The organism is Bacillus sp. 9.4, assembly GCF_055486415.1.
Window position 1 is genome coordinate 557518 of the sequence record NZ_JBVFMU010000001.1, and the last position, 25952, is coordinate 583469.

Below are 25952 nucleotides of genomic sequence, written 5' to 3' on the forward strand. Positions count from 1 at the left end.
ACATTGTGATTACGATGCCTGATCAAGCATTTGTTTTTCTTTCCGTTTTGATGAATTGTCCAGCCTTTTCTGGTCATAAAATCGCAACAAATCCCCATAAATGATTTCATCAGAAAGTGTTAGCTCCTGTTTTGCTTTATCAGCAAATGCTTCACATTGTTTTGTCTCTTCTAATGGTTTTCCCGTCTCTTTGTCATAACACGCACCGTCTGTATAAACAACCTGATCTGTGATAAAGCTCCCGTCCCGGAGCACCGTAAAGTCCAGTTTTTCGTCTGAAAGCAGATCGTTGCCGAATTGAATTTGATCTTTCGTATCAATCCCTAAAAGATTCATTAGCGTCGGCCTGATATCAATCTGCCCGCCTACTGTTTCAATGGTTTGCGGCTTTTTATCAGTAATACCCGGAATATGAATGACCAGCGGCACTTTTTGGAGCTGCACCTCTTCAAATGGGGTTATTTCTTTTCCTAAAAACTGCCCCATCGCTTCATTATGGTTTTCTGATATACCATAATGGTCACCATATAATACAATAACAGAGTTGTCGTATAATCCGTCTTCCTTCAGCTTTTCGATAAACCGTTTTAGCGCCTCATCCTGATAACGCACTGTCGGAAAATATTTATTTAGCGTCTGGCTGCTTGAATCATATTCATCAATCAATTGATCCTCTTCATCAAGATCAAACGGGAAGTGGTTCGTCAGTGTAATCAGCCTCGAGTAAAACGGCTGAGGCAGATTTTTCATCAGCTCTGAAGACTGCTCAAAAAATTCTTTATCCTTCAGTCCCCAGCCGACTGAATTTTCGTCAGTTACATCATATGAGTTAATATCAAAAAACGAATCATATCCAAATGAGTCGTACATTAAATCACGATTCCAAAAGCTCTTATTATTAGCGTGGAGCACCGCTGAATAGTATCCGCTGTTTTTCAAAATTTCAGGAGCGGCCATATATTGATTGCCCGCATTCGTAAAAAACACGGCACCTCGTCCAAGCGGATACAGTGAATTGTCCACGATAAATTCAGAATCCGAGGTTTTCCCCTGGCCTGTTTGGTGGTAAACATTATTAAAGTTGTAGCTCTGTTTTATAAAGTCATTCAGAAAAGGCGTGATTTCTTCTCCATTCAATTTTTCATTAATCACGAAGCTTTGCGTCGACTCTAAGGATACGAGAATGACGTTCCTTCCTTTTGCAGCGCCGAATAAGCGTTTGTTGGCATCCTTCGCATTAGCGGTTACATAGTTTTCAATCTCCGTCAGGCTGTTGCTGTCTGCCAACGCTCTCTGTGCGGATTGCTTTGACTGAAGAACGCCATCGTAAATATGAAAATTAAACAGGCTAATGTTTTTAACAAGCATTTCTCTGTCAAATGAGCGTGTCAATAGCTGAGGTCTTTCCGCCTCAGACAAGCCCAGGTTGAAGAAATAAACAGAAGCAACGAACAAAAAATAAGCCGCCCGTTCATTTTTCGTTGAGGGAATGTCCGATTGAAAAGCTTTTTGCCGGATGTGAAGCCATATTAAAACCACAATATCTACAGCTAATAGGAGGTCTGTCGGCTCAAGAAGTGTTCCGATGCTGCTTCCGAGATCACCCATATTGCTCGTTTGAAAAAGAACAGGGATTGTTAAGAAATCATTGTAAAAACGGTAAAAAACCATATTTGCCAGCAATACAAACGTGACAAGACAGCTCATCGCGATAATATAGCGATTTCTGTTTTTGCCTTTTAAAAACAGGCTGAGGCCAAAAATAAGCAACAAAAAACTCAATGGGTTGATAAACAGAATAAATTCCTGTGTTAGATTGTCGATTTTAATATGAAAACTGGTTTTGTAAACAGCATACGTTTTCAGCCACATCAATAAAATGGCAATCAGCATAAATGAAATCTTCGAAAAAAACGTTTTTCGCATTTCAACCTCCTATGCAGCACGCTCAAAAAATCAGTCTATTCCCAACATTCTCATTAACACATCAAATTAAATCTTAACCTGAGCACAACAAAAAATCAATTTGATTTACACAATTTTAACAATTTTGATGTTTCAGCCATTCATTTTTAGCGATCCAAGCGCCTCCGATAACGCCGGCATCATTTCCAAGTGCTGCGATTGAAATATCAGCAGCTTGGGCAGCCCGCGGAAACGCGCATTTGCGGAATGTTTTCTCAACTTTTGATCTCAGCAGTTCTCCGGCTCTCGATACGCCGCCGCCAAGAACGATTTTGGATGGATTAAGCGAGCTTGCCAAATTTCCGAGCACCAAACCAAGGTGCTTGGCTACATAATCAACCACCTCAAGGGCAATTTCATCATTTTCACCCGCCGCTTCAAACACATCCCGCGCTGACAATTGTTCGGTTGCTTGTAAACGTGTCGTCTTTTTAGCATTTGCTATTTTTTCTTTTGCAATTCTTACAATTCCGGTTGCTGACGCAATTGTTTCGATACAGCCCGTTTTGCCGCAGTTGCAGGGCGCTCCGCCTTCAGGGATGCTGCAAATATGGCCGATTTCTCCGCCGGCGCCATTTATGCCATGTACAATTTCACCATTTGCAATGATGCCTCCGCCAACTCCTGTGCCAAGCGTCACGAGAATGACGTCTTTTGCGCCATCACCCGCTCCCTTCCACATTTCCCCGAGCGCAGCAATATTCGCGTCATTTTCTATAACAGCTGGGATGCCGGTTTCTGTCTCCAGATGGTTTTTCAAAGCATAATTTTCCCACCCTAGATTTACTGTTTCATAAACAACTCCTGCCGCCATATCTACAGGGCCTGGCGCACCCATTCCGATGTATTTGATGATGTGCTTCGGTTTTTGCAGCTCATCCAGCTTGCTGTCGATTGTTTTTGCAATTGTGACAGTAATCGTGTCGCCGGTTTTATCAGTCGGAACTTCCCACTTATGCTGAATTTCGCCATATTGATTAATAAAAGCGAGTTTAATCGTCGTTCCTCCCAGGTCAATGCCCGCAAACCATATCTCGTCCATTTTTATCACCTTAGCCTTTATAGAAATCTCTTCCGTTTTTTGTTTGTTCCAATTCTTTTCGAAGGACAGCTGCCGCTCTGGCCCACTGCTCCTTTTCAATCATGTGGTTCATGTATAATTCCTTTAATTCATCCAGCATAAACTCAATTTCAAGCTCTCTGTCTCCAAAATAAACAATGTGGCCAAACGTTTTTAACAGCTGCTGCACATCATAAAATGTATTCATTTTCCTCACCATTTCTTGAACTTAACTATCATAAGCGTATTCATAAGGAAGCGGTCAGTCAAGAAGAAAACGCTGACAAAAAAGCCAGCCTCCTTTCCATATTCCACCTTTATGATTCTTTATTGTTTTCAATTTGTTGCTGCAGCTCCTTGTAGCGCTGCTCCTTCGGCTCCAATTTTAAAGCCAGCCTAATGGCCTTTTCTGCTTGTGCAAGCTCATTTTTTTCCGCATACAATAAGGCTAAATAGTAATATGAGGCATGGTCTTTAGGTTCTTTTTTCACTGCTCGTTCCAAAAGGGAAACCGCCTGATCATATTCGCCGATTTGAATATCAGATACAGCAAGAATTTTCAAAAGATCGGCAGAGGCATCTTTTTGCTCTGCTTCTCCGTTCAGCAATTCTGTTACTTCTTCATACTTTCCTTCCTGATACAGCTCGCTTGCCTGCTGAATCAGCGCTGACTCCTGGTGTGAAGGCGAATGCAATCCGTAATATAAAAATCCGGCAGCCAAAGCAATCAGCAAAACCGCTGACAACAATCTTTTTCCAAAGGCTCTGGCTTTGGGCAACCCCAATGCCGCTGCAGCGAAAAAGCCGCCAATCAAGCCGCCGATATGTCCTGAATTATCAATATTCGAAACTGCAAAACCAAAGCCCAGATTGATGATAATAATGACAATAATATTGGTTCCTATGGTTCTTAAAAACATTTTTCGATTAGACAAAGCAACATACAGTAATGCACCTAAGCATCCGAATATGGCTCCTGATGCCCCTGCCGAAGGATACGGGCTGAACACAAAACTCGCAATCGAACCCATAATGCCAGCAGCCAGATAAATCAGCAAAAATCTCCCCGATCCATACATCCGCTCAACCGCTGTACCAACCGACCATAAAGCCAGCGTATTAAAAGCTAAATGCGCTATGCCGATGTGAAGCACGATCGGTGTCAGAAGCCGCCACCATTCTCCTTGTGCAATCAGGCTGTTTTCTTTTGCTCCAAAAGCCACCAGCGTCTCCGTATTAGTGCTGCCTCCGTTTATTTCGAGCAAGAAAAACATCAGGATCTGAAGCGCAATAAATAAATATGCAAAAAACGGTTTTCCGTTTTGAAAAACCGCCGCTTCAGTTTTTCTCTGTTCTTCTTGTTTCAGCACTAGCGAAAGGAAACGTTCTCGCGCCATTTGCGCGTCTTCAAACGAAGCGTGTTCCTCTGTACAATCTTCTGTACGAAATGATGGAAAAACCGCTTGAAGATCATCTCGAAGCATCGTTCCTCTAACGATCGCCGGCTCAACTGACACAGTTCCCTTCTCAAACATTTTTTTTGCAATCTCTTCCCAGTCATCAACAGGGGCTTCCGTTGAAAAAAACACATTCAGCAGCTTCATCCTTCGTCTGCCCAATTGATGTCTGAGTCGTTCTACTCGTTCGGCCTGCTCTTCGATGTCTCTAACCATTTCTTGACGGAAATCAAGATCGTGCTTATAAAGACGAACTAGATCATGAGAGGACTTGTCCGGCGCTTCCAGCCATATTTCATCTGACTCACCGGCTTGTATGACGCCATACCCGCTATTCACCAGGTGCGCCGCAATTTTCCAATATGTATACTCCAGCAAAAACATGTTTACCGCTCCAATAGTTTTTTTTCATTATAACAGCTGGCGCTCCCAAACGCCTACTGAAAGCAAAAAATCCCGTTTTTCACGGGATTTTAGAAAGCTTGCTGTATAAACTTATTGCGGATAAATGGAATTCTTAAAAACAAATGGATAAAAGACCGCCTGATTCCTGGCTGGCTGAGTACAGTATTCATAAGACGGTAGCGATTTTGATAAAACATGACGGCAGAAACAGCGAAAATGGCATATATCAAAAGTTTTTTCATTATATCCCTCCTGCCAATAGGATTTGTTATTCTGCCTTATTTATTCTCGAATCAGGGACAGGAAAGTTATGAAAAACAAGAAATGATCCGATCCTCTGTTATCAGCTTATGTACCGGGATGTCATGCGGCAGACTGGGTACGTGCGCAAACAACTGGCACTCCAAAAGCAAAGAGACTGTCTTCCCTTCATATGCACTTAAATAGCGATCATAATAGCCGCCTCCAAAGCCGACCCTAAACCCGTTAACATCAAAACAAACACCTGGAACGATCACCAAGTCAATTTGTGATGGGTTTACTTCTTTTGTTTTTTCAATTACCGGCTCGAGCAGTCCGGCGTAAACGGTTTCGAGCTGATCATCGGTCTTATATGTCCGAAATTGCATTTTCTTCGTGTCCGGATGGCATTTTGGGATGCAAACTTGTTTCCCTTCTTCCCAAGCCTGCTCAATGACAGGACGCGTCGGTATCTCTAATCCTCTGGAGATGGTGACCGCAATGGTGCCGGCATTTTGCCACTCCGGCAGAGAAAACAAGTACTTATACATACGTTCCGTTTTTTGAAGCAGATCTTCATTTGATAAAGCAGACAGTGCCTCCAGCGTCTTTTTTCTTAATTGTGATTTCATCTCTCATCCCCCTCGGAATAGAAAAAAAGCCAGAACCTTTTTCAAAGCTCTGGCTTTTTTCTTACACCTCAAACAGCAAAGCTGTTATTTTGTTTCACGGTGTAACGTAGATTTTTTATCACGTGGGCAATATTTTTTAAATTCAACGCGGTCTGGATTGTTGCGTTTGTTCTTTTTAGAAATATAGTTACGCTCACCACATTCAGTGCAAGCCAAAGTAATATTAACGCGCATTATTTTCCCTCCAAACTAAAATCATTTACTTATTCAGACTTATATATAATACCACTATAATGGACGGAATGCTAGGCTGTTTTTCAATGAATTGCTGAATTATTGAAGATACGCTCATAAAGCTGCAAATATGATGACATAATGAGTCGGGGGTGGTGGAGCTTGAACACTTGTTGTCTGCCAGCTTCTTTTATCCGGCGGGCTTTCTCCCGGTCTTTTAAAAAGCTGTCCAGCAGATCAGCCGCTTCCTGTACGCGCGTAAAATCAGCGATGACTGCCGTTTTGTCATGAACGGCATAGTCACAAAAACCACCCGACTGAGAAACGACAGTCAGCACACCTTGTTCCATGCTTTCTTGCGCGGCAAGCCCAAACGGTTCATAAGTACTAGGGAAAACAGCCATTTCACAGTGAGACAGTAACGTTCTGATGTCTTTCCTATTGAGAAACGGCAGGAACATGACGCGATCCTTCAGGTTATATGCCGCAGCCAATTTCTCATAGCAGGACAGAGACGGCCCCTCCCCAGCCAGCACTAGATAGAGGTCTGGCTGACGCTGCTTCAAGATGGCAAACACCTTTAACAGCTGCGAAAATCCTTTTTCCGGAACAAACCTTCCATATGAAAAGAGGAATCTTCTATTCATGCTTCTTGGTATTTTCCCCTTCTCTTCCTCCATAGATGCAGGGCTCGGGATAACGGTTAATTTTTTATGTGCCGCCTTATCAAGAGACCGCTTCATAAATGTGCTTAATACGATCAAAGCATCAGCGGACTCTATAAGGAGCCGTTCGGTCTTGAGCCTGTAAGGGTGTGGGGCTTCTCGGCACACCTTCTTCCTTTCTCTTTCAAGACCGTGGATTGTCGCAGCAAGCGGAAGGCCAAGCCGTTGTTTCAAATACTGGGCGGCAGGGGCAGTTGTGTCATCATGGGCATGAATCAGATCAAAGCGTTTATTGTGTGATAACACATGGCGAACCATTGTAAAGTTAGCATCAGCTATGTAATCTTCAAACTTCGCATACGAAAACAGCTGCCCGCTCGGAGTACAAACTGTAATGTTGATATGAGGGTTTAAATAGGAAATGAGGCGGTTTAAATGGACACCGAGCCCGCTTTTCGGCTCATCGGGATGTTCGGGTGAAAGCATGAGAATGTTCACCGTTCTTTTTCCCCTCTCTCATAACAGGTGTATGCAGAAAATTGCGCCTCCCAACTGGTGTGCGCTTCTTCAATCTGAAAACTGTTTATATGACGAATCCCATTTTCATCAAGGTAGATGTCGTCTGTATCGGCAAGCTTGAGAGAGACATTCATTGAATTCACAATTCTGTATTCAGCCCGATATACAGCATCACCAGCCGCCTGTCTAATCGTCCATTCGCCTTTATCATACGTTGTGCGTTTTGTACTGACAGCTTCAATGTCTTTTCTTTTGATGACAATGCGCAATTCTTTTATCATATCCTGCGTTTTTTCGAAAAGGACCGCTTCAGCCAGCCGCATTGTTTCTTCTGAGATTTCCCAGCTTACGGTCAGGGTGTGAGCGTTTTGAATGATCATGTCGAATGTGTCCCTAAAAAAGGAAAGCTTATGTCGTATATTATAGGGAAATGGGTGTTTATCCATGGACTCCTAACATTCTCCTTTCCAATCGTTCACTTCGTGTTCCTATTAAACCATTACATAAAGAAGAAGCAAAGAAAGATTTCTCGACAAAATCTCGTTTTTTTCGCGAATTCCTTTAGAAACTATTGGTTTTATGGTATAAAAAAGAAGGATAAAAAAAGAATAGAAGGTGATGAAACGTGGAAATTGCTATTATTGCGTTGTTTATCGTCAGTATAGCGCTAATTGCATTCTCATATTCTCAAAGAGACCCGATGAAAGATGTAGAACAGGAACTCGAAACACTGCAGCTTTCTGCGATGCAGGAAATTTACAAGCTCAAAAAGAAAATGACAGTGCTTGAGGAAGAATTACTGGAAACAAACCTTGTCATTCGCAAATCAAAGCAGAACGACATCAATCAAAAAATCGCTAAACAAATACTTTCTAAATATAATAACGGTATGTCAGCTGAAGCGATTGCTAAAGCTGAGCATGTATCAGTGGAAGACGTGAATACGATTATCAAAGATAATGAGAAGGTGCTCGTATGACAAAACGGGGCATTCAGGCATTTGCTGGCGGCATCATTTTAGCGACAGCCGTTCTTGCAGCTGTTTTTTATCTGACTGACGAAGACCAGGCCGCTGCTGTAAAAGATAATAAAACAGTAACTGAACAAGACGTGAACAATTACCTTGATTCTAAAAAAATGGTTTCTGTGAACCGTGATGAATATCAAAAACTTCTCGATTCAAAAGAGAAATCCTTAAACAATGACAGCGGCTCAGACACGAAATCAGACAAAGTCAAAACCTACAAGCTCACCATTAAAGACGGCATGAGCACGGCGGATGTATCTGCTATTCTTGAAAAAGAGGGCATTATCTCCTCGGCTCAAGACTTTAATGACTACGTCATTGATGCCGGCTATCACAAAGAAATTCGTGCCGGCGAGTTTAAAGTAAAATCAGACATGAGTTTCAAAAAAATCGTAAAAACGTTAACACGATAAAAAAACAGGCTGACTCAGCCTGTTTTTTTCATCCAAACTTTCCTGAAATGTAATCGAGCGTTCTTTGGTCCTTCGGGTTAGAGAACATTTTATTCGTATTGTCGCATTCAACAAGCTCGCCCATGTAGAAAAAGGCGGTTTGATCAGAAACCCTTGCTGCCTGCTGCATGTTATGCGTGACAATGACAATTGTATATTTATTTTTCAGCTCTAGAATGAGTTCTTCAATTTTTCTCGTTGAGATTGGATCTAGTGCAGATGTCGGTTCATCCATCAGCAAAATATCAGGATTGGTCGCAAGTGCTCTGGCGATGCAAAGACGCTGCTGCTGGCCCCCTGACAGCGAAAGAGCGGACGTATGCAATCGATCCTTCACCTCATCCCATAACGCCACGTCTTTTAATGACTTTTCCACAATTTCCTGAAGCTTCTTCTTATTTTTGGTGCCGTGGACTCTCGGTCCGTAAGCCACATTATCAAAAATAGATTGCGGAAACGGATTCCCTTTTTGGAATACCATGCCGATATTTTTTCGCAAATCCACGATGTCCACTTTATCCTTTAAAATGTTGCTGCCATTATAGTTCAGCTCACCTGCAAGCTTTACATTCGGCGTCATTTGAATCATTAAATTCAATGTCTTGATAAAGGTCGATTTCCCGCATCCGGATGGCCCGATAATCGCCGTAACCTCATTTTCATAAATGCTCAAATTGATATTTTTTAAAGCTTGATGCTGTCCATACCATAAGTTCATTCCATTGACTTGATAGACTTCCTGTTTCATTACAGCTTCGGTAGCAATACTCATTGCCGCCCTCCTATCCGAATTTCCCGTTAATATAATCCTCTGTCTTTTGCTTTTTCGGACTCGTGAAAATCTGTTCGGTCTGTCCGTATTCTACAAGCTCGCCGTTTAAAAAGAATGCCGTCCGGTCAGAAACCCGCAGAGCCTGCTGCATATTGTGCGTGACAATAATAATTGAGTATTCTCTTTTCAATCCTGTAATTAATTCCTCTATTTTTGCATTTGAAATCGGATCAAGCGCTGAAGCTGGTTCATCAAGCAGAAGAACAGCCGGCTTCATCGCAAGCGTTCTCGCGATGCATAAACGCTGCTGCTGGCCGCCGGATAACGAGAGTGCTGATGAATGTAAACGATCCTTCACCTCATCCCAGAGCGCTGCTTTTGTTAAACTTTCTTCCACAATTTCATCTAAAACGGCTTTATTCCGCTCTCCGGCATATTTCAATGCATGTGTGATATTCGCATAGATCGATTTCGGAAATGGATTTGGTTTTTGGAAAACCATGCCGATTTCTCTTCTCAAGCTGACAACGTTAATATTGCCGCCCAATATATTTAATCCTTCATAAAGGATTTCACCTTCCGCTCTTGCAGATGGAATTAAATCGTTCATTCGGTTAATATTTCTCAAAAAAGTGGATTTTCCGCATCCCGACGGCCCAATTAAAGCAGTCACCGCATTTTTTTCAATATCCATGTTTACATGATGAACGGCTTGTTTATTTCCGTAAAAAATAGACAGATCTTTGACCTCAAGCACGTGGTTCTGCTTCGGAACAATAACAGCTCGCTCAGGTTTTTCTTTTACCATTTGTTCAGACATGTTTTTCGCCTCTTTCCGTTCTAATTTGCCGTAAGCTTTTTGTAGATCATCGTGCCAAGCCATCTCGCCGCGAGATTAAACACAAGAACAGAAATCACCAGCACGGCAGAACCACCATTGGCAATCGCTTCAGCATCCGGAATCATTCCTTGTGTATTGACGTTCCAAATGTGGACCGCAAGTGTTTCAGCGGGCCTGAAAATATTAAGCGGTGATGTTTCCGAAAACGGGTTCCACTCCGTAAAATTAAGACGCGGTGTTGTCAGGCCTGCCGTAAATAATAATGCGGCCGCTTCCCCGAACACCCTTCCTGACGCTAAAATTGCCCCTGTGATGATAGAAGGAATCGCACTTGGAATTAAAACGGTTTTTACGGTATGCCAGCGTGATACACCTAAAGCGAGAGAGGCTTCCTTCAGATCTTTAGGGACTGAACGGATCGCGTCTTCTGTCACACGCACCATGACAGGAAGGTTAAAAACAGTTAACGCAAGCGCCCCGCCTATGATCGTATATCCCCAGCCTGTTAAGTTGACAAACATCAATAATCCAAACATCCCAATGACAATAGACGGAAGAGATGAAAGCACCTCTATACATGTTCTGATGAAATCAGTCACTTTGTTATTAGGCGCGTACTCAGCCATGAAGACTCCGCCGCCCACACCGAGCGGGATTGTAATCAGCATTGTAATAAACAAAATATAAAAGGAGTTAAACAGCTGGTCTCGTATGCCTCCTCCAGCTGCAATGGCGCTCGATTTTGTCGTAATAAAATGAAAACTGAGCTGAGAAACACCGTTTATAATAATATAGGAAAACAAACATACTAAAATGGCAGCGATAATGGCTGCACACAAACCAAACATTCCGGTCGCCAGTTTATCTGTTATTTTGCGGTTCATTACACTTTCCTCCTAGATGACAAGTAGCGAATAAGCAGGATGAACAAGAATGACATCACCAGAAGCACAAGCCCCATTGACCACAGCGTATTGTTTTCAACACTTCCGTATGTGGTGTGGCCCATATTCAGCGTGATGATCGTTGTCAGCGTTCCCGCAGTGTCAAACAGGCTTTCCGGCAATACTCTTGTATTTCCAATGACCATCTGAACAGCCAAAGCTTCACCGAACGCCCGAGCCATGCCTAACACAACAGCTGTCATCAATGTTGGAAAAGCTGCAGGCACAAGTACTTTTCTGATCGTCTGCCATCTTGTCGCACCAAGCGCGTAAGAACCCTCTCGTAAACTCTTCGGAAGAGAAGCCATTGCATCAGCAGAAATCGATGTGATCGTCGGCAGAATCATGACGGAAAGGACAATCGTTCCCGCCAATAAACTGTGCCCTGTTCCGCTCGATTTGAACTGGGCGATAAACGGCACCAATACTGTAAGACCTATGAATCCATAAACAACAGATGGAATACCGACTAAAAGCTCAATCACCGGCTGCAGCACTTTCTTTCCCCAATTCGGGGCAATCTCTGTCATAAAAATCGCACCTGCAATGCCAAGCGGCGCAGCGATTAGAGCAGAAAGAATCGTTACTGCAAATGAGCCAAAAATAAATGGCAGCACTCCGTATTTCGGATCAGTATCTGTAGGATTCCAATTTAAGCTCGTTAAGAATTCAATTGGGCTTACACCATTTACAAGAAAAGATTGCAGCCCCTTCACGCCGAGGAAAATGGTGATCGCAACAGATGCCGCAATCATAATCAGCGCACATGCTGTCACAATCATTCTTCCCCGAACTTCATCCAATTGCCGATTTTGCCTTGAGCTGATTAAACGCTCGCTCACAGACATATTTTCTCTATTGTTTATCATTGTTTTACACTCCTATGAATGTGTTAAGAGGAGAAACGGTTGTCCCCGCACTCCTCTTTTTATTAAGATCAGCTTTGCTTCCCGTTGGCATCGCGTGTCACTTTCATATCAGTAACCGGAATGTAGCCTTGGTCAGTAACAATGCTTTTTTGAATGTCTTCACTCTTTAGATAATCAAGAAATTCTTTAGCTAAACCTGTCGCTTCACCTTTTGTATAAGAATGCTGATAAGCCCAGATCGGATACTCGCCAGTTGCTACATTTTTCGCTTCAGGTTTAACACCGTCAATAGATAGAGCAGTTACTTTGTCATCTGTTAAATATGAGAATGCAAGATATCCAATCGCTCCCGGAGTATCAGCAATGATCTTTTTCACCGTGTTGGAGGAATCTTCAGTAATGCCTTCTGCAGGCTCCTCTCCGTCAAGCGCATATTTCACAAATGTAGCACGTGTGCCAGAAGAATCAGGACGGTTTACAAGTGTAATCTTTTGGTCTTTGCCGCCGAGCTCTTTCCAGTTTTTGATTTTGCCAGTGAAGATTTTTTTCAATTCATCTTTTGAAATATCCTTCACACCAGCATCAGGGTTTACAGCTGCTGCCATACCAACTACAGCGACTTGATGATCGACAAGCGCTTTTGCATCGATGCCTTCTTTTTCTTCAGCAAAAACGTCTGAATTCCCGATCTGAACAGCTCCTTCAGAGACTTGAGAAAGCCCTGTTCCAGAACCGCCAGCTTGTACCTGTATATCAGCATCAGGGTTTTCTTCCATAAATTTTTCCGCGGCTGCAAGTACTAGTGGCTGCATTGCCGATGAACCAGAAATGGTTAAAGAACCTGATGCCTTTTCTTCTCCTTTTGCAGAATCGCTATTCGATTTTTTACTTTCTCCTGCATTTCCGCATGCAGCTGCAATCATCATAAAAGCAGCCATCAGAAGCATAAGCATCAATTTGTTTTTTTTCATTTCCTGAATTCCCCCTGCGTATAATGTGTAATTTGTCCTACACGTATAGAGTAAAGGTTCTATGTAAAAAGGGTTTGAACCGAATGTTAAGGTTTTGTAAATCAATGCGTTTTTTTGTATAAAAAAAAACGCCCACATCATGTGAGCGTTTCTTTTTAGTTATCAGAAGACGTTGTGTTTTCTGCATTTTCTTCGATTTTGTTTTTATTCTTTTGCTGAGTATCTTCTTTGTCCTGCTTCGATTTCAGCTCAAAATATTTATCCATTACTTCCCTGCCGATTTCGTTTGTAATGGTATATTTAGCGCTGTAATCAATATAAGCCCAAGGGACTACTACAGAGATCGCAATCTCAGGATTATCAGCCGGTGCATAGGCAACAAGTGTCGTATTATAAGTCGCTGTTCCTGTTTTTGATTTATCAGGTCCATCATAGAACGATTGTGCTGTTCCTGTTTTACCAGCAGGCTGATATGACGCTGAAGCAAATTGGCTGGCAGCTGTCCCTTTTGTCATCACCCGTCTGAATCCGGCCTGAACCTCTTTAATGTATTCACTCTTCATGTCGATTTTATTCAGCACTTCCGGCTGAACGGATTGTACGACAGCACCGATCCCTCTTTTAGCATCAGGTTCTCTGACTTCCTTTACAAGCTGAGGCTTTAAGCGATATCCGCCGTTTGCAATCGTTGATACGTATTGCGCGAGTTCCAGCGGTGTATACGTGTCGTATTGGCCGATCGCATAGTCAAGCAAGAATCCCGTCAATCTGTCTGTTCCTTTATAGCCTGTCATTTCATTCGGAAGATCAATTCCAGTTTTGACACCCAGTCCAAATTGGCTGAAGTAATTACGGAACGTATCAAAGGCCGTCGTATCAATCGGTAAAGCTTGGTGCGGTTTATATTCACCTTTTCCGAGCGCGATCGCTGTTTTGAACATAAATACGTTGGAAGACTGCTCTAAGGCTCTTTGAATGTTAACAGGTCCTAAAGTAGTCCAGGATTTTTTACCATTTTTATCCTGACCGATATACAATGGTTCATCCTGAAAAACTGTATTCAGGTTGATGGCACCGGTTTGAAGGCCTGTCAAGACTGTTGCGCCTTTGACCGCTGATCCCATGGCATAAGATGACGTCATTGTACCTAAAGCGTAATCATCAATTTTATATTTCCCATTTTCTTGTTTAATCTGCTTGCCCGCCATTGAAAGCACTTCACCGTTTCTTGGGTCCATCATCACAACGAATGCCCGGTCTAACAATTGCGTGCTTGGTCTTGCTTTAGCAGATTTGAGGTTCTTCTCAATGATTTTTTCCACTTCTTTTTGCAAATCAATGTCAATCGTAAGCACGAGATCTTTACCGGCTTTGCCTTCAGATACCGTTTTTGTTCCCGTGACATTGCCGTTTGAATCTGTGATATTTTCGACTTTGGCTTTTTGGCCCTGCAGAAGGCTTTCATATTGGTATTCCAAATAGCTTTTTCCGACCCTGTCATTACGGCTGTAGCCAAGCGACAGGTAATGCTCGAGCAAGTTGGAAGGCAATCCTTCATTAGAGCTGGAAACACTTCCGAGCACTGAGCGAAGAAGGTTTTTATACGGATACTCACGTTCCCAATCGGACGTGACATCAACACCTGGCAGTTCGTCTAAATGTTCACTTACCACTGCCATTTCCTTCGCTGATACATCTTCGTTTTTGATATATTGAGGGGTCAATGCATAGCCCGAATCCATCTGTCTTTTGATAGCGAGGATCTGCATATCTTTATCCGTCAATTCATTCAACTGCTTATCAGTAATCCGTTTTAGCTGAAGCTGGTATAAATCGTCATCGGATATTTTTTTGTCTTCAACCTGCTGTCTTTCTTTAGAGCTAATGAGCTTTTTTGCTTCTTTCGGTCTAGTCAAAATCCAATAATCTTTTTTATCCCGTTCTGTTACTTTTTTTGTATCGACTTTGATCATGTCAGACAGCTTTTTTGCGATCTTTAAGCGCTGTTCTTGCGTGGTCGATTTAGATCTCGTGTATGTGATTGCATTTAAAGCCTTATTTGTCACAATGGCATTAAAGTTTCGATCATAAATTTTCCCGCGTGGTACCGCTGAGCTGACTTCACTTTGTTCCTGCTTATTCGCTTGGTTTTTGTAATCATCGCCTTGCACGATCTGCTTGATGCCCAGTTCCACAATAATCCAGGTAAATATAACAAAGGCAGCTAAAAATAAAATATTCAGCCGGATCGGAAGCGACTTCTTTTTCTCTTTATGATTTTGCTTTTTTGGTTTATTTCTCCTCATAACATCACCTTTTCTATTTACAGAAAGAAAAGACACTCAAGTAAGAGTGCCAGTTTTCATTTTAAAGGTTTTTTCGACTTTTTTCTACAGATAACCCCTTTTTGGCAAAAAAATTATCTCTCGCCTTTTAACAGGGTCGGTTCTGTTACCCGTTTTTGGCCGTCTTCTTCCATGGTTTCATTTTCCCCTTCTTTCTCCTTAAAACGGATATCCTTGACAAAGTAATAAATCAAAGGATGTCCTATACCCAATATCGCAAGTGACAAAGGAATTCCCACATCCTCTTTCAGAAGGGCCACGATCAGGAGAAAGCACAAAATGGAAACAATTCTGCCGGCATTCAAGAACATTTCTCTAAGCACGATATATTCAATTCTTGCTTTTCTGGCATGCCTCGCGCGCCCTATCACATCATATGTAAGTGATACATATGGCACAAGCAACAGAGGATAGCCGATGGCAATAAAAACGCCGTACGTTAATAATGTCGAAAAGCTCATATGGAACAGAATCAAAAACAGCGCGCCATACAAAATAAGTCCGCCCAGCAAAATCGATTTTTTTCTCGCCTTTTTCTTAATCAGCCTGGATGCAAAGTAGTAGGCAAAGAAAGAAACAGCTGAATTGACAAGACCGAATGTACCGAGAGCAAGTTCGCTGTTTGTCTCAATAAATACAAACACACTGATTAAAAAGACAAAAATCCCTTCTCTCAAACCCTGAAAAAAATGCGCATTCGTGATTCTCCGCCAATTCATATTGCTATGGCGCTCTCCAAATACTTTGCTCAGCATAAAACGGCCCTTTGATTCTCTCCGTTTTAAGAAAAAGCTCATCACGACAGCCAGGGCAAATAAACTGAGGGAGAGACTGAAAATCACTGTATAACCCGTATTATTTTCAAGCCTTGAGATCACGAATCCGGCTACAATCGGGCCGATCATTCCTGCAGAGGAAGACAGAATGCCCATAAACCCGTTGAAAAAGTCTCGCGTATCCGGCTCTGTTATTTCAAAGGTCAGCACGTTAAACGCTAGCCAATAAAAGCCATAGCCCACTCCGAGCACCGCGCCGATTAGCACGAGGCGGCTGGCCGCCGTTTCTCCGGCTAAAAGCACACTTAAATAAAAGGCAGCTAAAAAAATGACGCCGAACCTTAAAATGAATACCCTGTCTATTTTTTTGGCTAACCGTCCAGCCAAATAAAAGGTTATCGGCTGCATTGTCACAATGGATAAATTATATATCGCCAAATCAATAAATTTCCCTGACTGCTTCCAAAGATACACATTAACAAATGTATTGGACAGTGCAATTCCCAGCGAGTAAAGCCCGCCAATGGTCAGCAGAAAGAGTAACCCTTTGTTTACGTCTACATCGCCTATCACTTTTTTTAGTTTGCTCATTACTGACTCCCCTTTACTATCCCTTAGTCTGTCTCACTCAAACCGAGATATGTAAAAAGAAGACATAAAAAAACAAGGCCCCATAATGAGGACCTTGTTTGTGCCATTATTTTGCTTCGCTGTATAGACGAGCCACTTCGTCCCAGTTTACAACATTCCAGAAAGCTGAAATGTAATCAGGGCGGCGGTTTTGATAGTTAAGGTAGTAAGCATGCTCCCAAACGTCAAGACCTAAGATAGGCGTTTTGCCTTCTGAAAGCGGAGAATCTTGGTTTGGCGTGCTTGTGATTTCAAGTTTACCGTTGTTCACAACAAGCCATGCCCAGCCAGAACCGAAGCGTCCAGCTGCTGCTGCTGCGAATTGCTCTTTGAATTTGTCAAAGCTTCCAAATACACTGTTGATCTCTTCAGCAAGCGCGCCAGTCGGTTCGCCTCCGCCGTTCGGAGATAAAAGTGTCCAGAATAATTTGTGGTTTGCGTGTCCGCCGCCGTTGTTGCGGACTGCAGTGCGGATGTTTTCAGGAACAGAATCAAGATCTGCAACAAGCTCTTCAACTGATTTGTTGGCAAGAGCAGTGTTTCCTTCAACCGCTTTGTTTAAATTTGTCACGTATGTGTTGTGGTGTTTCGTATGGTGAATAGTCATAGTTTCCTTGTCGATATGCGGTTCTAAAGCATCGTACGCATAAGGTAATTCTGGAAGTTCGTAAGCCATGATAATTCCTCCTTAGTATATATGTACTGAAATGCCGCTTCACAGCGAGCCTTTCTTCATTCAATGTAACAAAAGAATGCTTTGTAATCAATGAAAAAGCTCACGATTTGGCTCATTTCAGCGGACATATTTCACTTTAACCGATAATCGGCACCATTAAACCTGCCGCCAGCATTTCTTATAGGACCGTCCATAAAAAATATCCGATCATCAAAAGCTGTATGATACCCTTTGCAATAACCCCTGTTAAAAAACCAATGAGTGAGCCGAGGCCAATTTTAAACGCTGACTTTAAGTCCTTCTGATGGACGATAAGTTCTGCGCAAACAGCCCCGATAAACGGACCCAATATGATCCCTGCAACCGGAATGACAAAAGGCCCGATTAATAAACCGATCGTGCTTCCCCATATGGCAGCTTTGCTTCCTCCGAACCTTTTTACTCCAAGCAGATTCGACAGGTAATCTGCTGCGAATAATACTGCGGCAAAAACTGCCTCAACAAGCCAGAACATATAAGAATACGGACTGAATGAAAATAAAAATCCGTACAATACAAATCCGGCAACAATAAATACTACGCTCGGAATAACAGGATACACCAGCCCGATAAAGGCAATGATAAAAACCGCTGCAATCAACAGCCAATACAACATATCCATAGCTTCCATCCTCCCATTTTACTCTGTCTTCTTCATGTCTTCCTTGTATTCACACGCATGCAACGATACAATAAGCAACATATATTAGTTTAGCTAGGAAGTGAAGATAGTGAATGTGTTTCAGCTTTTCATTAAAAGTACATACTCTCCCCGTGATATTGCAAAAACAAGATTTCAAGGAATCGGAAAAGCGATTCTTTATGTATTTTTGCTCTCTGTCCTGTTTGCAATCCCTACCGCTTATTATGTAAGTACAGGGACCGTAAAATCAATGAACGGCTTTAAAACTGTTTTAAACAAAGATTTCCCTGATTTCACAATTTCAAACGGCAAACTTCAAACGGATGAGAAAAAAGCCACGGAATCTCAGGCAAATGGTTTCGTCATCGTGTTCGATCCGACAGACTCCTATGGCACTGAACAAATTGAAGCAAAGCAAAACGCGATCGGCATCCTTCAGAACAAATTTGTTTTGGCCATTGACGGACAAGCCCAAGAAATGTCTTACTCAATGATGCCGTCAGAGTTACAGAAAAAAGATGTCATTGCAGGGTTAAACCAAAATAAAGCGATGATCGTAACTGTTCTCTCAGCTCTTATTTTTCTCGTAACAGCAGCGGGAAAATTTATTGAAGTATCGTTTTTAGCGCTTATCGGGTTAATCATTAAGAATTCGCAGAAAAAACATTTATCCTATCATCAGCTCTGGAAGCTTTCTGCTTATTCCATCACCCTTTCAACTGTATTCTTTACAATCATGCGGGCATTAGAAGCAACCGTACCAAGTGAATTTTTGCTGAACTGGTTTGTCAATTTTGTCATCCTGTTTCTCGTTTTAAAAGAGATTCCGTCCAAAAAAGCTGCTGTATAAACCGAGGCTGCATTCGCAGTCTCTTTTCTTTTGTCATGAATCGAAATGGACAAGCATACTATGGTATAAAATTTCGTATACGGGAGGAAAAGCGATGAAGCGTCTCACCTTAGTATGCAGCATTGTTTTTATACTTTTTATTCTTTTTTATGACCTTAAAATTGGAACCATACCCATTCAGGACCTCCCTGTCTATGAAGCATCAGCAAAAACGGCTGTACAAGAACCGGCTTATAAAACGGTGAAGGTAAAGCCGGGTGATACGGTTATGTCGATAGTCGGATCAGCAGGTTCTCCGGATGACATTGTAAAGGATTTTGAAGCACTGAATCCAAATGTGAAAGCTAACGCCATTCAAGCCGGAACAGCGTATAAATTCCCGGTCTACCCTTAATTTAACGTTAATTTCTTGTCAGTTCGGCGAAGACACTGTTACAATGTAATTTGTAAAATAAATTCACATAAACCATACTAGAATTGTTATATCTAGAAGCGGCAACTACAATTAAGGAGCGATTGCAAGTGAGTGAAATCACACATCGTACAAAAACGCGTCCCGTCAAAGTGGGACCTTTAACAATAGGCGGCAACAATGAAGTTGTCATCCAAAGCATGACAACAACAAAAACACATGATGTAGAAGCAACGGTTGCGGAAATTAACCGTTTGGCTGAAGCCGGATGCCAAATCGTTCGGGTAGCATGTCCGGATGAACGGGCGGCAAACGCCATTGCGGATATTAAAAAGCGCATTTCCATTCCTCTCGTTGTTGACATACATTTCGATTATAAACTTGCGTTGAAAGCCATTGAAGGCGGCGCAGATAAAATCCGAATCAACCCCGGCAATATCGGCCGGCGCGAAAAAGTTGAAGCGGTTGTTAAAGCGGCCAAAGACAAAGGCATTCCGATCAGAATCGGAGTAAACGCCGGTTCATTGGAAAAACGGATTTTAGAAAAATACGGTTATCCGACTGCCGATGGAATGGTAGAAAGCGCACTTCATCACATTAAAATTCTTGAGGATCTTGATTTTCACGATATTATTGTCAGCATGAAGGCCTCTGACGTGAACCTTGCAATCGAGGCTTATGAAAAAGCAGCGAAAGCGTTTGACTACCCGCTTCACCTCGGGATCACCGAGTCAGGAACACTGTTTGCCGGCACAGTAAAGAGCGCAGCAGGACTCGGCGCCATTTTAAGCAAAGGCATCGGGAACACCATGCGCATTTCACTAAGCGCAGACCCTGTAGAAGAGGTAAAAGTAGCAAGGGAGCTTCTGAAATCTTTCGGCTTAGCCTCCAATGCTGCCACGCTCATCTCATGCCCGACTTGCGGCCGTATTGAGATTGATCTAATCAGCATTGCCAATGAAGTGGAAGAGTATATTTCTAAGATAAAAGCGCCGATTAAAGTTGCTGTTCTCGGCTGCGCTGTAAACGGACCTGGTGAAGCGAGAGAAGCTGATATCGGAATCGCCGGCGCACGCGGTGAAGGGCTGCTGTTCCGGAAAGGGAAAATTGTCCGTAAGGTTCCAGAGGAAACGATGGTAGAAGAACTCAAAAAAGAAATTGACATTCTTGCTGAGGAACACTACGCAAAACTTGAAGCTGAAAAAGCAAAATTAAAAGAAGAAACACAAAAAGCTTGACGGGAACCCGTCAAGCTTTTTTGTGTTAGAAAAATGGAATAATAAATATTCCAAGCACTAATGAAACGACACCGATACCCATTGCCCAGGCTCCAAGGCCTTGAGCACCTCTTCTTCTTGCGATATAGCCGACAATAATACCGGCAGCTCCCAATAAAACAGGCAGTACAAACAATGAAATGATGGACAAGGCTAAAGCGATGTACCCTATTCCCCGTCCTTCATTGACATTGCCGCCGCTGCGATCATTGTCTTGGTCATTGCTGCGGTCAGCAGCACGATAAGGCTCTGCGATTTCAGCAGCTGTTTCCTCAAAAAAACGGTCATTGTCGCGGGTAATATTTGTCCCTTCAGATCCATGATCAACATAGTAACTGTTGTTATCACGCTTTTCGTAATCGTTTGCCACCTTCAATTCCCCCTTCTGTTTTATTAAAGGAGCTTTTATAGTTTGATCCATTTTGCCTGATTCATGTTTGCTAAACTTTTCTGTTAATGTCAATTGTTTATGTTACACTTGAAGGGATGAAACTGAAGGAGTGTGGGCATGTTACGCTTAGGAATAGATATTGACGGCACAATCACGGCTCAGGATACATTCGTCCCTTATTTGAACCGTTCGTTTAATCTTTCCATTTCATTAAACGATATGACGGATTATGATTTAACAAAGCTGTTAAACATTACCCAGGAAGAATTTTGGGATTGGATGAATCAAAATGAAGCAATCATATATAAGGAAGCATTGCTTGCACAGCATGCGAAACAGTCACTTGATCTTCTCAAAGAGGAGCACAAGCTTATTTATATTACAGCGAGACGGACTCATTTAACTGATATTACCTATGAATGGTTTGACAGACAAAACATTCATTATGACCACATCGAACTCGTTGGCGGTCATCACAAAGTTGAAGCGGTCAAGGATCATAACATCGACCTGTTTTTTGAAGATCATCACGGGAACGCCATGATGATTGCGAAAGAAGCCGGGATACCGGTGATTTTGTTCAATTCCCCTTATAATCAGCTTCCGATTGATTCAAACATCATCAGAGTAAACAACTGGCTAGAAGCCGTTCAATGGATGAACAACAACAAGCATCACTTTATACGCGTCAATAACTGAAAAAGGAGCCCAAACCGGGCCCCTTTTTCATATATACGCATTTTACGCAGTAGTGTTGTCTTGGTTTTCCGCTGTACAATCAGGGCATGTGCCGTAAATCTCAAATTTATGCCCGCTGACCTGATAGCCATCCAAATCATCACAAAGCTTGTCCATCGGACATGATTCAATTTCCTTTGTTTTGCCGCAGGCAAGACAAATAAAATGATGGTGGTGATGGGTGAATGAACACTTAAATCTGAAAAGCTTTTCACCGGACAGCTCAGTTGTTTCCAAAATCCCAAGTTCTTCATATAAAGAAAGATTTCTGTAGATTGTATCAAAGCTTAAGCCTGGATAATCATCATTCAGTGCAGACAGTACGTTTTTAGCGGTAAGATATCTGTCTGAATCAGCAAAAAGCTGCAGCATATCCTCCCGTTTGTTTGTATATTTATATCCGTTTTCTTTTAGTAGGTTCAGCGCTTCTTGGACGTTCATGAAGGGTCCCCCTTTTCGCTTTGCTTAAGAACGTATCACATGTATGAAAAAGAAAATGGCAGCTGTCTGTCCAGCAAGCCATTTTCTTTACTGCAGATAAAATTATACCCATAAAATGAATAAAAGTAAATGAAAGCCTAGTGGATTGCGTTTTTGAATTTTCCGCCTCTCGTTTCATGAGTATTCATAATTGTTATGAATGCATTTTGATCAACTTCAAACACGATCGATTTGAGCTTTGTCACTTCCAGCCTTGTGACAACCGCGTAAATTACGTCTTTTTCTTCGTCCGTATACCCGCCTTTCCCCTTCAGCTTCGTTGTGCCCCGACCAAGACGGTGCAAAATCGCGTCGGAAATCTCATCATACTGCTCAGACACAATAATGACAGCTTTTGTTTCATCAAGCCCTTGGATCACGGCATCAATCGTTTTCATCGCAATATAATAAGTCATGAATGAGTACATCGCTTGCTCAGGACCGAACACAAAAACTGCCCAAATGAAGATGAACACATTGATGAACATAACGAACTCACCTACTGAAAACGGGAGTTTTTTGGTCAGCAAAATACCGAGAATTTCTGTACCATCCATTGAACCTCCGTTTCGAATAACAAGCCCGACGCCAAAGCCGAGTAAAAGACCTCCGAACACAGTAGCCAAAATAGGCTGGGTTGTAATGGCTTCTACATGGTGAAGTGAGGATTCAATAACGGCAAGCCCGACAATCCCTATAAACGTAGAGACTAGAAAGGTCTTACCGATATATTTATATCCGAAGATCATAAAAGGAATATTTAATATGACAACGAAAAAAGCGAAATTGAGAAAGGGGTTTGACATAAAGAGGTGGTCTAAAATAAGTGATACACCGATAATCCCGCCATCAATAAAATCATTGGGGATTAAAAATAATTCGATACTTACAGCCGCAGATGCAGCACCTACCAGAATCATAAAGACCCTGAAAATAAAATGGGTAAATGTTTCTTTCTTATGTTGTTTTGTTGGGGTCATAAAATCTCCTTTCCTGCAATAACTATTTTAAATACATTATAAATCTATTTTACCATTAAACACTGACACATTTTACTGATTTGCCCATACATTAAGTCTGGAGGTGGAATGACCGATGATTTTATTTCAAAGAATTATTTTACAGCGGCTTAATCAGGCTACTGCTGATGATTTGCTGAAGTACTCAAAACAATACGGAATCAGCTTAACAAGATCGCAGGCCGTTGAAGTAGCGAACTTGTTATACGGGAAAAATGTAAACATCTTTAATGAGAGTGAACGAATGCGGCTGTTGAAACAAGTAGAGACGATTACATCGAAAGAAACAGCTCAAACAGTTAATGAACTATTCAAACAATTTACAAGCTAAAAAATGGGGGTGTTATCCCCCATTTTTTATTGCTGTAGAATCTTTTCGAGCAATGTATCATCAAATTGTTTTTCTTTCAGCATTTCAATCTCAAAACGGTATGGCGGTTTTTTGTTCTTTTTATCTTCACCGACATATGGTGTTTCAAGAATTTTTGGAATGTCTTTTAACTGCTCATGGTGAACAACATATTGCAGTGCGTCAAAACCTATTTCACCAAAGCCAATATTTTCATGGCGGTCTTTTCTCGCACCTTTGACATTTTTGCTGTCATTGATATGAAGCACTTTAATACGGTCAATGCCAATGATTTTATCGAACTCATTTAGCACTCCGTCAAAGTCTTCGACAATGTTATACCCGGCATCATGTGTATGGCACGTGTCAAAGCACACTGACAGCTGCTCATTGTGTGTAACGCCTTCGATAATCTGTGCAAGCTCCTCAAAGCTTCTGCCGCATTCTGATCCTTTTCCAGCCATTGTTTCTAATGCAATCTGGACATTTTGATTCGGATCAATCACTTCATTTAAGCCTTCAATAATTTTTTTGATGCCGGCTTCAGCTCCTGCCCCTATGTGAGCGCCAGGATGAAGGACAATTTGCTTCGCTCCGATGGCCGCTGTCCGTTCAATTTCAGAACGAAGAAAATCAACACCCAGCTCAAAAGTGGACGGATTTGTCGTGTTGCCAATATTAATAATATAAGGCGCGTGTACGATAATCTCGTCAATGCCGTTTTCTTGCATATGTGCCCGGCCTGCTTCTATATTTAAGTCTTCAATTTTCTTTCGGCGCGTATTTTGCGGTGCGCCTGTATAGATCATAAACGTATTCGCCCCATAAGAGACTGCTTCCTGGCTTGCAGCCAGAAGCATATGTTTTCCGCTCATAGAGACGTGTGAGCCTATTCTCAGCAACAGGTTCCCCTACTTTCTTTTCTTAGATTGGTTTCTTCTCTGTTTTTTCTTGATTTTCTCCATCTCATAGCTCATTTTCTTTTTATACCCAGGCTTAACCTTCTTCGGCTTTTTCACGAGACGATGAGCAATTTCATCCGCTTCATTCGGCGTTTTTTTACGCTTTTTGCGGCGCTGACGGTCATCGCCTTTTTTCCATTCGCCCTTTTCAAGCTCTAAGTAATCAAATTCGATGCCCATTTTTTCAAGTCTTACTAATGCATCCTCATCAGTAAGCTCATAAATGGTCATCGCTTGTCCTGATGAGCCGGCACGAGCCGTTCTGCCCACACGGTGAACATAGAAATCGAGATCATCCGGCAGCTCATAGTTGATAACATGGCTGACACCTTTAATATCAATACCTCTTGCGGCAAGGTCAGTTGCAATGACATAAGTGAATTCCAAATCATTAATCTGCTTCATGACTTTTTTCCGCTCACGTGGTGTTAATCCGCCGTGCAGCAAGCCGATTTTCATGCCTTTGCCAGTCAGATACTGGGCAATATGGTCAGCCGTATTTTTCGTGTTAGCAAACACAATCCCCAGGTATGGATTCAGATGCGACATGATGTCAAAAAGGAGCTTGTCCTTGTCACGATGTTTCGAAGGAATGAGGATATGCTCGATTTTCGCAGCAGTCACCTGTTTTGGCTCCACATGGGCGTATTTCGGATTTTCCATGTATTTCTTCAAAAATGGTTTCAGCTTTTCCGGTATGGTCGCTGAGAACACAAGCATTTGCAGATCCTCAGGCATGCGGGAACCGATGTAATCTACATCTGCAAGGAATCCCATGTCCAACATTAAATCCGCTTCATCAATAACAAGAGATTCCGCTTTATGAACACTTAACGCCTGTTCTTTGATTAAGTCAGCAATCCGTCCGGGTGTACCGACAACAAGATGCGGCTGTATTTTCAATTTATCAATTGATTTTTGTTTATCAGTGCCTCCGATAAAACATTTCGAGCGAATCTGACTGCCTTCCTCACCCTGCGTGATTTTAAGCGCTTCCTGATAAATCTGGTTGGCTAGCTCTCTTGTCGGAGCCGTAATGACTACCTGAACGACATCCTTAGCAGGATCGATTTTGTTTAATAAAGGCAGTAAATAAGCGTGAGTCTTTCCAGTACCCGTCTGAGACTGGCCGATGACGCTTTCTTTTTTTAACACTGCAGGAATCAGCCTTTTCTGGATATCAGTCGGTTCGTAAAAACCAAGGCGATGTACTGCATCTATAATAAATGGTTTCAATTCATAAAGTTCAAATTTCGTTTCTTTCATTTTTCCCAGCTCCTTAAAGCGGCACATTATGTGTCCATCATCACAT

30 protein-coding genes are annotated in these 25952 nt (G+C 42.1%); 7 read left to right on the forward strand and 23 right to left on the reverse strand.

Annotated elements, in window-relative coordinates:
- Positions 1-9: 9 nt before the first annotated feature.
- The 9 genes from ACZ07B_RS03455 to ACZ07B_RS03495 form a co-directional block, all read right to left on the reverse strand.
- Complete coding sequence (locus ACZ07B_RS03455; RefSeq protein WP_038829727.1) at positions 10-1926, reverse strand: LTA synthase family protein; 1917 nt, start codon at positions 1924-1926, stop codon at positions 10-12.
- 115 nt (positions 1927-2041) lie between these two features.
- Positions 2042-3007 carry a glucose kinase GlcK gene (glcK, locus tag ACZ07B_RS03460; protein WP_021480031.1) on the reverse strand — a complete coding sequence of 322 codons (966 nt, stop codon included), beginning with the start codon at positions 3005-3007 and terminating at the stop codon, positions 2042-2044.
- A 10-nt stretch (positions 3008-3017) separates the two neighbouring features.
- Positions 3018-3233 (reverse strand): YqgQ family protein, encoded by a 216-nt coding sequence (locus ACZ07B_RS03465; RefSeq protein WP_004399107.1) that lies wholly within the window; start codon positions 3231-3233, stop codon positions 3018-3020.
- Between the two features lie 109 nt (positions 3234-3342).
- Entirely contained in the window at positions 3343-4866 is a 1524-nt protein-coding gene (gene yqgP, locus ACZ07B_RS03470) for a rhomboid protease YqgP (RefSeq protein ID WP_464876898.1), read from the reverse strand.
- An 89-nt stretch (positions 4867-4955) separates the two neighbouring features.
- Positions 4956-5129, reverse strand: a complete 174-nt coding sequence (locus tag ACZ07B_RS03475; protein ID WP_003230126.1) for a hypothetical protein — start codon at positions 5127-5129, stop codon at positions 4956-4958.
- A 66-nt stretch (positions 5130-5195) separates the two neighbouring features.
- Positions 5196-5759: a 5-formyltetrahydrofolate cyclo-ligase gene (locus ACZ07B_RS03480; RefSeq protein ID WP_046160591.1), complete on the reverse strand. Its 564-nt coding sequence runs from the start codon at positions 5757-5759 to the stop codon at positions 5196-5198.
- An 84-nt stretch (positions 5760-5843) separates the two neighbouring features.
- Positions 5844-5993, reverse strand: coding sequence for a 50S ribosomal protein L33 (gene rpmG / locus ACZ07B_RS03485; protein WP_003153056.1), 150 nt, complete (start codon positions 5991-5993; stop codon positions 5844-5846).
- 83 nt (positions 5994-6076) lie between these two features.
- Positions 6077-7156: a glycosyltransferase family 4 protein gene (locus ACZ07B_RS03490; RefSeq protein WP_464876899.1), complete on the reverse strand. Its 1080-nt coding sequence runs from the start codon at positions 7154-7156 to the stop codon at positions 6077-6079.
- Complete coding sequence (locus tag ACZ07B_RS03495; RefSeq protein ID WP_024571928.1) at positions 7153-7623, reverse strand: hypothetical protein; 471 nt, start codon at positions 7621-7623, stop codon at positions 7153-7155. Before ACZ07B_RS03495 ends, ACZ07B_RS03490 begins: the two co-directional genes overlap by 4 nt.
- Positions 7624-7802: 179 nt before the next feature.
- On the opposite strand from ACZ07B_RS03495, the gene ACZ07B_RS03500 reads away from it, so the two are divergent.
- Together ACZ07B_RS03500 and ACZ07B_RS03505 are read left to right on the forward strand one after the other, a co-directional pair.
- Entirely contained in the window at positions 7803-8156 is a 354-nt protein-coding gene (locus ACZ07B_RS03500; protein ID WP_003245993.1) for a hypothetical protein, read from the forward strand.
- A complete protein-coding gene (locus ACZ07B_RS03505) occupies positions 8153-8617 on the forward strand; it encodes an endolytic transglycosylase MltG (RefSeq protein ID WP_413358484.1) in 465 nt (154 codons plus the stop codon). The genes ACZ07B_RS03500 and ACZ07B_RS03505 overlap by 4 nt, the downstream gene beginning before the upstream one ends.
- Positions 8618-8645: 28 nt before the next feature.
- Here ACZ07B_RS03505 and pstB (ACZ07B_RS03510) read toward each other — a convergent pair whose 3' ends face one another.
- The 9 genes from pstB (ACZ07B_RS03510) to ACZ07B_RS03550 form a co-directional block, all read right to left on the reverse strand.
- Positions 8646-9428, reverse strand: coding sequence for a phosphate ABC transporter ATP-binding protein PstB (gene pstB, locus ACZ07B_RS03510; protein ID WP_413358487.1), 783 nt, complete (start codon positions 9426-9428; stop codon positions 8646-8648).
- 10 nt (positions 9429-9438) lie between these two features.
- Entirely contained in the window at positions 9439-10248 is an 810-nt protein-coding gene (pstB, locus tag ACZ07B_RS03515) for a phosphate ABC transporter ATP-binding protein PstB (RefSeq protein ID WP_015384102.1), read from the reverse strand.
- Between the two features lie 20 nt (positions 10249-10268).
- A complete protein-coding gene (pstA, locus tag ACZ07B_RS03520; protein WP_464876900.1) occupies positions 10269-11153 on the reverse strand; it encodes a phosphate ABC transporter permease PstA in 885 nt (294 codons plus the stop codon).
- Positions 11153-12082, reverse strand: coding sequence for a phosphate ABC transporter permease subunit PstC (gene pstC / locus ACZ07B_RS03525; RefSeq protein ID WP_015714268.1), 930 nt, complete (start codon positions 12080-12082; stop codon positions 11153-11155). The genes pstA and pstC overlap by 1 nt, the downstream gene beginning before the upstream one ends.
- A 68-nt stretch (positions 12083-12150) precedes the next feature.
- The gene (locus ACZ07B_RS03530) at positions 12151-13053 is read right to left on the reverse strand and encodes a phosphate ABC transporter substrate-binding protein (RefSeq protein WP_070547540.1); all 903 of its coding nucleotides are present in this window, start codon (positions 13051-13053) and stop codon (positions 12151-12153) included.
- 155 nt (positions 13054-13208) lie between these two features.
- On the reverse strand, positions 13209-15359 hold the full coding sequence (gene pbpA / locus ACZ07B_RS03535) for a penicillin-binding protein 2A (protein ID WP_130572567.1): 2151 nt from the start codon (positions 15357-15359) through the stop codon (positions 13209-13211).
- Between the two features lie 113 nt (positions 15360-15472).
- Entirely contained in the window at positions 15473-16765 is a 1293-nt protein-coding gene (locus ACZ07B_RS03540; RefSeq protein WP_003230095.1) for an MFS transporter, read from the reverse strand.
- 106 nt (positions 16766-16871) lie between these two features.
- Positions 16872-17480 (reverse strand): superoxide dismutase SodA, encoded by a 609-nt coding sequence (gene sodA / locus ACZ07B_RS03545; RefSeq protein WP_004398583.1) that lies wholly within the window; start codon positions 17478-17480, stop codon positions 16872-16874.
- 178 nt (positions 17481-17658) lie between these two features.
- Positions 17659-18141 (reverse strand): DUF456 domain-containing protein, encoded by a 483-nt coding sequence (locus tag ACZ07B_RS03550; protein ID WP_464876901.1) that lies wholly within the window; start codon positions 18139-18141, stop codon positions 17659-17661.
- 109 nt (positions 18142-18250) lie between these two features.
- On the opposite strand from ACZ07B_RS03550, the gene ACZ07B_RS03555 reads away from it, so the two are divergent.
- The 3 genes from ACZ07B_RS03555 to ispG all read left to right on the forward strand — a co-directional run bounded on the left by ACZ07B_RS03555 (position 18251) and on the right by ispG (position 20662).
- A complete protein-coding gene (locus ACZ07B_RS03555) occupies positions 18251-19012 on the forward strand; it encodes a DUF1189 domain-containing protein (RefSeq protein ID WP_015384107.1) in 762 nt (253 codons plus the stop codon).
- Between the two features lie 94 nt (positions 19013-19106).
- Entirely contained in the window at positions 19107-19406 is a 300-nt protein-coding gene (locus tag ACZ07B_RS03560; RefSeq protein WP_003230087.1) for a LysM peptidoglycan-binding domain-containing protein, read from the forward strand.
- Between the two features lie 122 nt (positions 19407-19528).
- Entirely contained in the window at positions 19529-20662 is a 1134-nt protein-coding gene (gene ispG / locus ACZ07B_RS03565; protein ID WP_010886567.1) for a flavodoxin-dependent (E)-4-hydroxy-3-methylbut-2-enyl-diphosphate synthase, read from the forward strand.
- 25 nt (positions 20663-20687) lie between these two features.
- On the opposite strand, the gene ACZ07B_RS03570 is transcribed toward ispG, so the two are convergent.
- Positions 20688-21077, reverse strand: a complete 390-nt coding sequence (locus tag ACZ07B_RS03570) for a DUF308 domain-containing protein (protein ID WP_464876902.1) — start codon at positions 21075-21077, stop codon at positions 20688-20690.
- A gap of 132 nt (positions 21078-21209) precedes the next feature.
- Here ACZ07B_RS03570 and ACZ07B_RS03575 point away from each other — a divergent pair, with 132 nt between their 5' ends.
- Positions 21210-21791: a hypothetical protein gene (locus ACZ07B_RS03575; RefSeq protein ID WP_064671026.1), complete on the forward strand. Its 582-nt coding sequence runs from the start codon at positions 21210-21212 to the stop codon at positions 21789-21791.
- A 42-nt stretch (positions 21792-21833) separates the two neighbouring features.
- Here the strand turns inward: ACZ07B_RS03575 and zur are convergent, their stop codons facing one another.
- Both zur and ACZ07B_RS03585 read right to left on the reverse strand, forming a co-directional pair.
- Positions 21834-22271 carry a zinc uptake transcriptional repressor Zur gene (zur, locus tag ACZ07B_RS03580; protein WP_003230079.1) on the reverse strand — a complete coding sequence of 146 codons (438 nt, stop codon included), beginning with the start codon at positions 22269-22271 and terminating at the stop codon, positions 21834-21836.
- 137 nt (positions 22272-22408) lie between these two features.
- Positions 22409-23290 (reverse strand): YitT family protein, encoded by an 882-nt coding sequence (locus ACZ07B_RS03585; protein WP_003230077.1) that lies wholly within the window; start codon positions 23288-23290, stop codon positions 22409-22411.
- 115 nt (positions 23291-23405) lie between these two features.
- Between ACZ07B_RS03585 and ACZ07B_RS03590 the strand changes: the two genes are divergently transcribed.
- Positions 23406-23660, forward strand: a complete 255-nt coding sequence (locus ACZ07B_RS03590; RefSeq protein WP_003230076.1) for a DUF2624 domain-containing protein — start codon at positions 23406-23408, stop codon at positions 23658-23660.
- Positions 23661-23686: 26 nt separating this feature from the next.
- On the opposite strand, the gene ACZ07B_RS03595 is transcribed toward ACZ07B_RS03590, so the two are convergent.
- Complete coding sequence (locus ACZ07B_RS03595; protein WP_464876903.1) at positions 23687-24580, reverse strand: deoxyribonuclease IV; 894 nt, start codon at positions 24578-24580, stop codon at positions 23687-23689.
- Positions 24581-24589: 9 nt separating this feature from the next.
- Complete coding sequence (cshB, locus tag ACZ07B_RS03600) at positions 24590-25906, reverse strand: DEAD-box ATP-dependent RNA helicase CshB (protein ID WP_015483443.1); 1317 nt, start codon at positions 25904-25906, stop codon at positions 24590-24592.
- Positions 25907-25952: the final 46 nt, after the last annotated feature.